The following is an 11736-nucleotide window of genomic DNA, read 5'->3' as shown; positions in this document are numbered from 1 at the left end:
TGCAGAATTTAGAGGAAAGAACCGTGATGGTTCGGTTCTCCCGAGGAGGCCGCTCATGACCGCTCGCACCCCTGATGCCGAGCCGCTGCTGACCCCGGCTGAGGTTGCCACGATGTTCCGCGTGGATCCGAAGACGGTCACCCGCTGGGCGAAGGCGGGCAAGCTCACATCCATCCGCACGCTCGGAGGGCACAGGCGCTACCGCGAAGCGGAGGTCCGTGCACTGCTGGCGGGCATTCCGCAGCAGCGTAGCGAGGTCTGAACAACCGCATAACGGAGCCAATCCGGGCATCCAGTCCCGGCTTTGACGCTCATGGCTCGACACGACGAGCGGCCTGCCCCAACAGGTCTCACCCCCTCTCCCCCGGAGGGGCGTCGTTTTGGTCGCGCTGGACTCCGCCGGGTTCAGCGCGACCTTTTTCATGCCCGCACCCGGGCGGGGATCTCCACGGGGCTGCCGACGGCCTGGTGGGCCGGGTTTCCGAGGTGATCGGACGGGCCTGCGGGGCGTGTTGGGGAGGCTCGGCCCGGAGGCCGTCGAGGGCGCGGAAGGTGCAGGCGCGTCCCCGTGGGAGTAGTGCAATTGCACATATTAAATTGAGCCGTTGTAAGGACCGCGTCAGCAAGGTCGTCTCGGAAATCAATACGGTGACACCCATCACAGGCGCGCCATCTTGTCCCGGTATCAGCCCTGCGATATTGGGAAGTTGCCGGTCCGGGCGCTTCCGTCCATCATGCGGACGGGCCGGGAACTCCGACTCGGTGGCGTGATCGTGCGGCCCTCGTCCCTCGGACGGGTGCGGCGAGCGGACCGGTCGGCGGAGCGCGGACAGCGAGCCGGCCGGCCGACGTCAGAACGCGCGGGCGGGTGGGAACGGGGGTCTTCTTGTCTTCCCGCCGGAGGTTCGGCAGCCCGCCCCGAAGCCGTCCTCGACGCGTCGTTCGCCGGTCTCCCGCCGTCCGCCGGATCTGCCCCGGTCCGGACGTGCGGGCACACGCCGAAGGGCCCGGATCCCCTGCGGAATCCGGGCCCTTCGTTATTGCGGTCCTGACGGGATTTGAACCCGCGGCCTCCACCTTGACAGGGTGGCGAGCACTCCAAACTGCTCCACAGGACCAGGAGTCGCAGCCCTTCGTGCGTGGCTGCGAAACGAAACTCTACAGCAGGTCAGGGGGCTTGGTCGAACCAGCGTCCCGAGGTGCCCCCGGGCACCTCTCCGGCCGGGCGCGGATCACGGCGCCGCCGCGTCGACAGCCTTCACGATGCGCTTGTCCGACACCGGATACGCGGTCCCCAGAGCGTGCGCGAAGTAACTCACGCGCAGCTCCTCGATCATCCAGCGGATCTCTCTGACCTCGCGGGACACGGGCTTCCCCTGCGGCAACTGCTCCAGCAGCCAGGCGTACTCGTCCTGCATCTCGTGAACCTTGGCCATCCGGCTGCGGTCCCGCTCGGCGTTGGTGGGCAACTGCTGGAGCCGCCGATCGGCTGCGATCAGGTAACGCAGCAGGTCCGGCAGCCGTCGCGCGCCGTGCTCGGTGACGAAGCCCGGGACCATCAGGCGTGCCAACTGGTCCCTGATGTCGGTCAGCGACGCCAGGAGCACCGGGGAGGTCGTGGACTTCAGCCGCCCCTCGCACGAGTGCCAGGCCGCCAGCACCTCCAGGACCTTGCGCACGGTGTCCGTCGTCGCGTCGACGAGGTCCGCGCGCACCGCGTCGGACAGTTTGCGGAACGCGGCCTCGTCCCAGGCCGGTCCCCCGTGGGCCGCGATCAGCCGGTCGGCCGACGCCGTCACGCAGTCGTCGAACAGGGCCTGGACGCTGCCGTGCGGGCTGCGTGAGAGCGTCAGCTTGGCCTGGTTGCTCAGCTTGCCCTGCGCGAACTTCGCCGGATCGGCAGGGACGTTGAGGAGGATCAGCCGACGGGTGCCGCGCCACATCGCCTCGGCTTGTTCGGCCTCGGTGTCGAAGAGCCGGACCGCGACCGAACTCCCCTCGTCCGTCAGGGCCGGGTACGCCTTGACCGGCTGGCCCGTCCGGCGGGTCTCGAACGTCCGCTGGAGCGTGCCGACCGTCCACGCGGTGAGGCCGGTGCGCTCCTCCGGGGCCGCGCCGTCCTTCGACGTCGCGAAGGCCTTGCTGATGGCCGCCCTGGTCTTGGGTCGGAGCCGGTTCCTGAGGTTCTCCAGGTCCTTGTCCTCGGCGACCTTGCGCCGGCGCTCGTCGACCACCCGGAAGGTGATCTTCAGATGGTCGGGCACCTTGGCGAGGTCCCAGTCGTCCGGGTCGATCCGGACGCCCACCATGCGCTGCAGCTCGCGGCCCAGGGCGGTTGTCAGCGGTTCCTGGAGCGGCACGGCGGAGTCGAGGAAGCGCCGGGCGTAGTTCGGAGCAGGGACGTAGTTGCGGCGGACCGCCTTGGGCAGCGAGCGGATCAGTTCGGTGACGAGGTCCTCGCGCAGGCCCGGGATCTGCCAGTCGAAGCCCTCGGGGCTCACCTGGTTGAGGACCTGGAGCGGGATGTGGACGGTGACGCCGTCCGCGTCCGCGCCGGGCTCGAACTGGTAGGTGACCCGGAATTTGAGATTCCGTTGCCGCCAGGTGTCCGGGTAGGCGTCCTTGGTGACCGCCTCGGCCTGCTCGTTGATGAGCATGGACTTCTCGAACGAGAGAAGGTCCGGCTCCTCGCGGCGCTGCTTCTTCCACCACGCGTCGAAGTGTGCGCCGGAGACGATGCTCTCGGGCAGCCGCTGATCGTAGAAGTCGAACAGCGTCTCGTCGTCCACGAGGATGTCGCGGCGCCGGGCCCGGTTCTCCAACTCCTCGACCTCACCGAGGAGTTTGCGGTTGTCGTGGAAGAACTGGTGGTGCGTGCGCCAGTCGCCCTCGACGAGCGCGTTGCGGATGAACAGTTCGCGGCTGGTCTCTGGGTCGATCCGTCCGTAGTTCACCTTCCGCTGGGCCACGATCGGCACGCCGTACAGCGTCACCCGCTCGTAGGCCATGACCGCCGCCTGCTTCTGCTCCCAGTGCGGCTCGCTGTAGTTGCGCTTCACCAGATGCTGGGCGAGCGGTTCGACCCACTCGGGTTCGATCCGCGCGTTGACGCGCGCCCACAGCCGAGAGGTCTCCACCAGTTCGGCCGACATGACCCAGCGCGGGGGCTTCTTGAACAGGGCCGAGCCCGGGAAGACCGCGAACTTGGCGCCACGCGCGCCCAGGTACTCGTTCCTGCCGGATTCCTTACCGGTCTCCTTCCCGCTCTCCAGCCCTGCCTTCAGGCCGATGTGCGACAGCAGACCGGCCAGCAGCGACATGTGGACGTGCTGCGGATCGGCGTCCTGCTCGGACAGGTGGATGCCCATGGACTTGGCGACGGTCCGCAACTGGCTGTAGATGTCCTGCCACTCACGGATCCGCAGATAGTTCAGGAACTCCGAGCGGCACATCCGGCGGAACGCCGACGAGCCGAGTTCGCGCTGGCGTTCGCGAATGTGACGCCACAGGTTCAGGAAGGCCAGGAAGTCGCTGGTCTCGTCCTTGAACCGGGCGTGCTGCTGATCCGCCTGCTGCTGCTTGTCGGACGGGCGCTCCCGCGGGTCCTGGATGGAGAGGGCCGCCGCGATCACCATGACCTCCCGGACGCAGCCGTTGCGGTCCGCCTCCAGCACCATCCGCGCCAGCCGCGGGTCGACCGGCAGCTGTGAGAGCTTGCGGCCCAGCGGGGTCAGCCGCTTTTCGTTCTGTCCCGACCGGGCGGGCTTCTGCTTCGGGTCGAGCGCGCCGAGCTCCTCGAGCAGCTGTACGCCGTCCTTGATGTTGCGCCGGTCCGGCGGGTCGATGAAGGGGAACTTCTCGATGTCGCCGAGGCCGGCCGCGGTCATCTGCAGAATGACGGAGGCCAGGTTCGTCCGAAGGATCTCCGCGTCGGTGAACTCGGGGCGAGTGAGGAAGTCGTCCTCGGAGTACAGCCGGATGCAGATGCCGTCCGCGGTGCGTCCGCAGCGGCCCTTGCGCTGGTTGGCGCTGGCCTGCGAGATCCGCTCGATGGGCAGCCGCTGCACCTTGGTGCGGTGGCTGTAGCGCGAGATGCGCGCGGCTCCGGGGTCGATGACGTAGCGGATGCCGGGAACGGTCAGCGACGTCTCGGCCACGTTCGTCGCCAGCACGATCCGGCGACCGGAGTGCCGTTGGAAGACCCGGTGCTGCTCGGCGTGCGAGAGCCTGGCGTAGAGCGGAAGGATCTCGGTGTCGCGCAGCGTCTTCTTGCCCAGCGCGTCGGCGGTGTCGCGGATCTCCCGCTCGCCGGAGAGGAACACCAGGATGTCACCCGGTCCTTCGGCCCGGAGTTCGTCCACCGCGTCGCAGATCGCCGTGACCTGATCCCGGTCGGTGTCCTCGCCGCCCTCCTCCAGCAGCGGCCGGTAGCGGACCTCCACCGGGTACGTGCGTCCGCTCACCTCGACGATCGGGGCGTCGCCGAAGTGCCGGGAGAAGCGCTCCGGGTCGATCGTCGCCGAAGTGATGACGACCTTGAGATCGGGGCGGCGGGGCAGCAGCTGGGCGAGGTAGCCGAGGATGAAGTCGATGTTGAGGCTGCGCTCGTGCGCCTCGTCGATGATGATCGTGTCGTACTGGGCGAGTTCGCGGTCCGTCTGGATCTCGGCGAGCAGGATGCCGTCCGTCATCAGCTTGACGTGCGTGGACTCACCGACCTGGTCGGTGAACCGCACCTTCCAGCCGACCGACTCGCCCAGCGGGCTGCGCAGTTCCTCGGCCACCCGCTCGGCCACGGTACGGGCGGCGATCCGGCGCGGCTGGGTGTGCCCGATGAGGCCCCGGACCCCCCGGCCCAGTTCCAGGCAGATCTTCGGAATCTGCGTGGTCTTGCCGGAGCCGGTCTCACCGGCGACGATGACGACCTGGTGGTCGCGTATCGCCTCGAGGATCTCGTCCTTCTTCTGGCTGACCGGGAGTTGCTCGGGATAGTCGACCGCGGGCACGGCGGCCCGGCGCTGCTCGACCCGGGCGGCGGACCGGTCGGCATCCGCGGCGATCTCGTCGAGGACCGCCTGGCGGGCCTCCGGCTTGCGGATCCGGCGGGCGCCGTCGAGTCGGCGGCCGAGCCGGCGCTCGTCGCGCAGCATCAGCTCGGGCAGCCGCTCCTGCAGAGCGGCGAACGGGGAGGGCGGTGATGTAGGCATACCGGCTCAAGGATCGCACCTCGCCGAATCGCGTGGCGAACCAATTCCCCGGCGTGGCCGTTGCCACGGACCGGAACCTCCGTGCCGGGGGGAGAGGGGATCGCTGCCGGCTCCGGGAAACGAAGAACCCCGCTCGGGGGAGCGGGGTTCTTTTCGCATGGTGTCCGGGTCCGGGGTCGAACCGGCGACCTGTCGCTACTCCCGCCGGCCCTGAGGCTGGTCGCGGAACGAGCCGGCGCCCTCGGCCGGTCGTGACGGCCCCGGTGCCAGCCCCCGAGTACGGAGCCGAAGGACTTGTTGCGATACGTCAGGCCGAACGCCTTCTCGCTGAACGCCACGGCACCGGAGGTCGCCAGTCCCGGACCGCTGCCCTCCAGCACCCAGGCGCTGCCGTCGGCGCAGTGGGAACCGTCGTCGAAGACGTCCTCGCCGGAGGCGGCGGCGGCGAGATCCGCGTGGCCGTCGCCGCCCATGTCCTCGAGACGCACGGCGTACCCGAACCGGTCCCCGCTCTCGGCCTTGCCGGGCACGCCGGAGGTGTCCTGCGTGAAGGACTGGGCGCCGGCGCCGGTCAGGCCGGAGGCCGAGCCCTTGAGGAGCCGGACGGCACCGGCGTGGTCGCGTGCGCCGAGGTCCTCGTCGGGTGCGCCGACCGCGACGTCCGGGTAGCCGTCGCCGGTGACGTCGCCGATGGAGACGTCGGCACCGAACGCGTCGCCCGATTCACCGACCCCCGGGACACCCGTGGTGTCCTGGTCGATCCGGGCGCTGCGGGCGCTACCCGGTACGCCGCCGGGGCCGCCGTAGCGGACGGCGATGGAGCCCGCTCCGGAGGGGCCCGAGCCGTAGGTGATCAGCTTTCCGTCCTGGTCGCGGGGCACGGCGCAAGGGGAGCGGACACAGGAAAACCCCCGCCGAGTGATCTCGGCGGGGGCATTGCCCTGAAGGGCTGTGGTGGCTGGGGCCGGGGTCGAACCGGCGACCTATCGCTTTTCAGGCGATCGCTCGTACCAACTGAGCTACCCAGCCACGCCGACCGTGACGGCCGACAGCGGTCCTGACGGGATTTGAACCCGCGGCCTCCACCTTGACAGGGTGGCGAGCACTCCAAACTGCTCCACAGGACCAAACTTGTGCGAAAACCAGTCTCGCACAGGGTGATGCGTGCCCCCAACGGGATTCGAACCCGTGCTACCGCCTTGAAAGGGCGGCGTCCTGGGCCACTAGACGATGAGGGCTGATGGCCCACCTGGGCGCTTGTCGGCGCCGTCGGGGACGTGAGAAGCATATGGGATGGGGAGAGGGATCGCCAAAACGATTCACGGGCTCTTCGAGGACGGCCGCCTCGAGGACGGCGGAGGGGTGGCCGCCGAGCCCGGGGCGGACGGGTCGACGGCCGGGGTGTTCTCCCGCGGCAGATGCCGGCTGACCTCGGCGGTCGACAGACCGAGGCCGCCCAGATCGATCTCGTCCCAGGCCTGGAGCCGTCGGGTGTCCCGGTCCAGGTAGAGGATCGACGCCTGGATGTCGGCGGGCTGCTCGCCCTCCACCGCGCGCAGTCCGTCACCGCCGGTGGACCCCTGGACCATGAGCCGCGTCCCGCCTGCCAGCGAGTAGGTCTTGCGGTTGTGGCGATGGCCGGCCAGCGCGAGCGGGACGGTGCCGGCGGTACGGCGGACGGCGACCGGATTGTGCGCCACGGCGATGTCCACCTGCTCGCCCTTGGTGCGCCGGTCCCGGATGGCCGCGGCCAGCGCGTCGCCCGCCCGGATCTCCGCGGGATCACCCGCGGCGGCCGTCGAGCGGTCCGGGGTGAACTGCGGATCGCCGATCCCGGCGATCCGCAGTCCCTCGACCTCGACCGGCTTGCCCTCGTCGAGCACGTGGACGCCCTTGCGGCCCTCCATCGACTTCTGGGTCTCCGCCGAGTCGTGGTTGCCGCGCACCCAGACATAGGGAGCGCCGAGGTCGGAGATCGGATCGAGGAAGCCGTTCTCGGCCTTGGTCCCGTGGTCCATGGTGTCGCCGGTGTCGATGATCACGTCCACCTTGTACTGCTCCACGAGCGCCCGGACGATGTGCCAGGCGGCCGGATTCAGATGGATGTCGGAGACGTGCAGCACCCGCATCGTCGTCGGGTCGGGCTGGTAGGCGGGAAGCGCGGACGTGACGTCGTACAGCTTGGTGACGTTGGTGACCAGGCGTGCCAACTCCTGCTGGTAGACGTCGAAGTCGCTGACGATGCTGCGCGCGGTGCCGACGATGCTGGGGGCGCTGCTGAGCAGACCGGAGAACTTCGGCTCCAGGACCGACTCGGGGTTCCAGGTGGCGTACGCGGCGGTGCCCGAGCCCGCGAGAAGGGCGAGGGCGAGGCCGCCGACCGCGAGGGCACGGCGGGGCCGCCGGTAGACGAGGAGGCCGAGCCCGGTCGCACCGGTGACGACGGCGATGCAGGAACGCAGGGCGAGTTCCTGGACGCCGGCCGTCGCGTCGCGCGTCACCTCGTCCTGGAGTCCGGTGATGCGTTCGGGGTGGTCGACCAGGGCCTGGGCCCGCTCGGGATTGAGCTGGTCGACGTCGACGTCGAGCCGTATAGGCGCGTGGTGGCTGTCCAGGTCGAGCGAGCCGAGCGGGGCGACGTCGATCTGCGTCCCCCCGGTCAGGGAGGGCCGGAGGGTCATGCGGGTGTCCATCGGCCCGACCGGCGCCTTCACGCTGCCCACCGCGAGCATGCCGAGCCAGGCACCGAGCAGCACGACCCCGAGCACTCCCGCGCCCCGGGCCAGGCGCACCGGGACGGTTGCCGTCCGGGCGAGTTCCGGGGTGACGGGTCGCGCCGTGGCGGCTCCGGGGCGCAGCCGGCGGGTCAGTGAGCTGAGGAACGGCGCTGCCCCCGGGCTGCGGGCCACGCCGGTGGATGCGTCTCGGGCCATTGTGCCCGTATGCCCGTCCTGGCGGAGGGTCATGCGGGGCCGGGTGACGGACAATGGCCGTGTGCTGGAGATGACGCGCGAGGAGTTCGAGGAACTGGTCGCGGAAGCGCTCGACCGGATCCCCCCGGAACTGATGCGGTTGATGGACAACGTCGCGGTGTTCGTGGAGGACGAGCCGTCGGCGGACGATCCCGAACTGCTCGGCCTCTACGAGGGGACACCGCTGACGGACCGTGGGGAGTGGTACGCCGGGGTGCTGCCCGACCGGATCACGGTCTACCGGGGGCCGACGCTGAGGATGTGCGGGACTCGCGACGACGTCGTGGCGGAGACCGAGGTCACGGTCGTGCACGAGATCGCGCACCACTTCGGCATCGACGACGACCGGTTGCACGCCCTGGGATACGGCTGATCCCGGGCGTGTCCTCCACCGGCCGGGGGGAGTTGAGCACGGCAGTCCCTGTCCTCGTGTCTGCCGGAGGTGCCCCGTGCGCCGCTTTCCCGTCCCGCAAGAGCCGGTCACTCATCCCGCCGCGGACACCGCTGGTGCGCCGCTGCGGCGGACCGCTGTGCGTGCCGCGGCCGCCCTGCTCGTCCTGGTCGCCGTGACCGGCTGCGTGAAGGTGGGTGAACCGGAAGACCCGCGGCCGTCCCCCTCCTCGGGCACGTCCGACGGGGAGGCTGCGATGAACGGCGCACCGCCGATGCCGGCCGGCGGAGCGGCCGGAGTCCCGCGGGGCAGTGGCCGCTCCGGAGCGCACGAGGAGGGCGCGGCGGACGGGAAGAACGGGGACGAGAGCCCCGGACCCAGTGCCCCGGCCTCGCGCAGGCCGTCCGGGAGCCCCGGACCGCGGCCGGGGGACGGGGGCGACGACACGTCGCCGTCCGACGACGCCACCCAGGCGGAATCGCCGGCGCCGTCCGTGTCGCCGAGCCCCAGTGCACCCGCATCCCCGGTGCCGGACCAGAACCCGGATGCGGGCGAGCGGCGGTAGATGCCGTAGCCTGGTTTCGCCACCGCGGGCCGTCCAGGTCCCGTGCGTGGATTTGCCTTACGGGTTGCGAGGCCCGTATGGTGATAGATCGCTTGATCCCATTTGCCCGGCGCCGAATCCGAAGAGCGCCGTGTGGCGCGTTCCTTCCCTTGCCGTGGCTGACCGCATCGAGGCGGTTGTGTGCGAACTACGGAGTTTGGGCGCGTGCCGAGACTCCGGAAGGTTTCGCATTTCGCATGCCCGTTTCTGCTGCTGACCACATCGTCCTGCCCGAGAACGGCCAGGACCCCGTATCCGACGTGACGGCCGACGAGGCCCCCCAGGTGACGTTCGCCGACCTGGGGCTGCCCGAGCAGGTCGTCCGCAAGCTGTCCCAGAACGGCGTCGTGACGCCGTTCCCGATCCAGGCCGCGACCATCCCGGACGCGCTGGCCGGCAAGGACATCCTCGGCCGGGGCCGCACCGGATCCGGCAAGACCCTCTCGTTCGGCCTGCCGCTGCTGACCCAGCTCGCCGGCGGCCACACCGAGAAGAAGCGCCCCCGCGGTCTGATCCTGACCCCGACGCGCGAACTCGCCATGCAGGTCTCCGACGCGCTCCAGCCGTACGGCGACGTGCTCGGCCTCAAGCTCAAGGTCGTCTGCGGCGGAACGTCGATGGGCAACCAGATCTACGCACTCGAGCGCGGCGTCGACATCCTCGTCGCCACCCCCGGCCGGCTGCGCGACCTCATCGACCGCGGCGCCGCCTCGCTCGACAAGGTCCGGATCGCCGTCCTCGACGAGGCCGACCAGATGGCCGACATGGGCTTCCTGCCCGAGGTCACCGAGATCCTCGACCTGGTGCCGACCGAAGGGCAGCGGATGCTGTTCTCGGCGACGCTGGAGAACGAGATCGACACCCTGGTGAAGCGCTACCTGTCCGACCCGGTCACCCACGAGGTGGACGCGGCGCAGGGTGCCGTCACCACCATGAGTCACCACGTCCTGGTCGTGAAGCCGAAGGACAAGGCCCCGGTCACCGCCGCCATCGCCGCGCGCAAGGGCCGCACGATCATCTTCGTCCGCACCCAGATGGGCGCCGACCGCGTCGCCGAACAGCTCATCGAGTCCGGTGTGCGCGCGGACGCCCTCCACGGCGGCATGACCCAGGGCGCGCGTACCCGTACGCTCGCCGACTTCAAGGACGGCCACGTCAACGTTCTGGTGGCCACGGACGTCGCCGCCCGCGGCATCCACGTCGACGGCATCGACCTGGTGCTCAATGTCGACCCGGCCGGCGACCACAAGGACTACCTGCACCGCTCGGGCCGTACGGCTCGCGCCGGGCAGAGCGGCACGGTCGTCTCGCTTGCGCTGCCGCACCAGCGCAAGCAGATCTTCCGGCTGATGGAGGACGCGGGCGTCGACGCCTCGCGCCACATCGTCGGTGGAGCCGGCGCCTTCGACGACGACGTCGCCGCGATCACCGGCGCCCGCTCGCTCACCGAGGTGCAGGCCGAGTCCGCGTCGAACGCGGCGAAGCAGGCCGAGCGCGAGGTCCAGGACCTCAACCGCCGGCTGGAGCAGGTGCAGCAGCGCGCGACCGCGCTGCGCGAGGAGGCGGACCGGCTGCTGGCGCGGGCCGCCCGCGAGCGCGGCGAGGACCCGGAGGCCGCGGTCGCCGCGGCCGCCGAGGAGGCCAAGGCCGAGGCCGAGGAGCAGGCCCTCGCTGCGACCGTGCCCGCCCAGGCCGGGCCGGACCGCCGCGACGAGCGGGGAAACTTCGACCGCCGTGACCGGCGTGACGAGCGTTCCGGTGGCGGGTTCAACCGTGACCGTCGTGATGACCGTTCGGGTGGGCGTTCCTTCGACCGGCGTGACGAGCGTTCGGGCGGTGGGTTCAACCGTGACCGTCGTGAGGACCGTTCGGGTGGGCGTTCCTTCGACCGGCGTGACGAGCGTTCGGGTGGCGGGTTCAACCGTGACCGTCGTGAGGACCGTTCGGGTGGGCGTTCCTTCGACCGGCGTGACGAGCGTTCGGGCGGTGGGTTCAACCGTGACCGTCGTGAGGACCGTTCGGGTGGGCGTTCCTTCGACCGGCGTGACGAGCGTTCCGGTGGCGGGTTCAACCGCGGTGGCGACCGGGACCGGCCGAGCCGTCCCCACAGCCGTGACGACCGTTCCGGCGGCCGCTCCTTCGACCGCCGTGACCACGGCGGCTTCCGCTCCGGCGGCGGCTCCCGTCCGTTCAACCGCGACCGTCGCGACGACCGCCCCTCCGGTGGCGACCGCCGTCCGTACGGCCGCCGTGACGACCACCGGGGCGCGGGCGCCGGCTCGTCGTTCGGCCGTCGGGACGACAAGCCGCGCTGGAAGCGCAACGGCTGACAGTTGCTGATCCACGGAATCGTCCGCCCCGGCACCGAAGCGGTGCCGGGGCGGACCTTTCCAGCCGTTTCCGGGGGGCGGTCGCCGCCCTCCTGCCGGGCCGGCGCCGCGCGACGGACCGCGGGAGCGATACCCGCTCCGCCTCACGATTCCGTGCGACTATGCTCTGTGGAGCACGACTGAGGGCCGTTAGCTCAATTGGCAGAGCAGTGGACTTTTAATCCATTGGTTG

General features: G+C 70.4%; 7 protein-coding genes and 4 tRNA genes. 3 read left to right on the top strand and 8 right to left on the bottom strand.

What is annotated here, in order from left to right; genetic code table 11:
* Positions 1 to 55 precede the first annotated feature (55 nt).
* Complete coding sequence (bldC, locus tag M1E25_RS23640) at positions 56 to 262, top strand: developmental transcriptional regulator BldC (RefSeq protein WP_027749187.1); 207 nt, start codon at positions 56 to 58, stop codon at positions 260 to 262.
* A gap of 781 nt (positions 263 to 1043) precedes the next feature.
* Here bldC and M1E25_RS23635 read toward each other — a convergent pair.
* The 7 genes from M1E25_RS23635 to M1E25_RS23605 all read right to left on the bottom strand — a co-directional run bounded on the left by M1E25_RS23635 (position 1044) and on the right by M1E25_RS23605 (position 8140).
* Positions 1044 to 1118 (bottom strand) — tRNA-Asp (locus tag M1E25_RS23635).
* A gap of 114 nt (positions 1119 to 1232) precedes the next feature.
* Positions 1233 to 5207: an ATP-dependent RNA helicase HrpA gene (gene hrpA, locus M1E25_RS23630; RefSeq protein WP_251418991.1), complete on the bottom strand. Its 3975-nt coding sequence runs from the start codon at positions 5205 to 5207 to the stop codon at positions 1233 to 1235.
* Complete coding sequence (locus tag M1E25_RS23625) at positions 5150 to 6088, bottom strand: FG-GAP repeat protein (RefSeq protein WP_251418989.1); 939 nt, start codon at positions 6086 to 6088, stop codon at positions 5150 to 5152. The genes hrpA and M1E25_RS23625 overlap by 58 nt, the downstream gene beginning before the upstream one ends.
* A 71-nt stretch (positions 6089 to 6159) precedes the next feature.
* Positions 6160 to 6236, bottom strand: a tRNA-Phe gene (locus M1E25_RS23620).
* A 23-nt stretch (positions 6237 to 6259) separates the two neighbouring features.
* Positions 6260 to 6334 (bottom strand) — tRNA-Asp (locus M1E25_RS23615).
* 38 nt (positions 6335 to 6372) lie between these two features.
* Positions 6373 to 6445 (bottom strand) — tRNA-Glu (locus tag M1E25_RS23610).
* A gap of 81 nt (positions 6446 to 6526) precedes the next feature.
* Positions 6527 to 8140, bottom strand: a complete 1614-nt coding sequence (locus M1E25_RS23605; protein ID WP_251418987.1) for a metallophosphoesterase family protein — start codon at positions 8138 to 8140, stop codon at positions 6527 to 6529.
* Between the two features lie 61 nt (positions 8141 to 8201).
* Here M1E25_RS23605 and M1E25_RS23600 point away from each other — a divergent pair, with 61 nt between their 5' ends.
* Positions 8202 to 8552: a metallopeptidase family protein gene (locus M1E25_RS23600; RefSeq protein ID WP_251418985.1), complete on the top strand. Its 351-nt coding sequence runs from the start codon at positions 8202 to 8204 to the stop codon at positions 8550 to 8552.
* A gap of 111 nt (positions 8553 to 8663) precedes the next feature.
* On the opposite strand, the gene M1E25_RS23595 is transcribed toward M1E25_RS23600, so the two are convergent.
* Positions 8664 to 9158 (bottom strand): hypothetical protein, encoded by a 495-nt coding sequence (locus tag M1E25_RS23595; protein WP_251418983.1) that lies wholly within the window; start codon positions 9156 to 9158, stop codon positions 8664 to 8666.
* A gap of 213 nt (positions 9159 to 9371) precedes the next feature.
* Here M1E25_RS23595 and M1E25_RS23590 point away from each other — a divergent pair, with 213 nt between their 5' ends.
* The gene (locus tag M1E25_RS23590; protein WP_251418981.1) at positions 9372 to 11504 is read left to right on the top strand and encodes a DEAD/DEAH box helicase; all 2133 of its coding nucleotides are present in this window, start codon (positions 9372 to 9374) and stop codon (positions 11502 to 11504) included.
* Positions 11505 to 11736 lie beyond the last annotated feature (232 nt).

The organism is Streptomyces meridianus, from assembly GCF_023703325.1.
Lineage (GTDB): Bacteria > Actinomycetota > Actinomycetes > Streptomycetales > Streptomycetaceae > Streptomyces > Streptomyces meridianus.
This window is presented reverse-complemented; position numbering and strand designations above follow the sequence as displayed.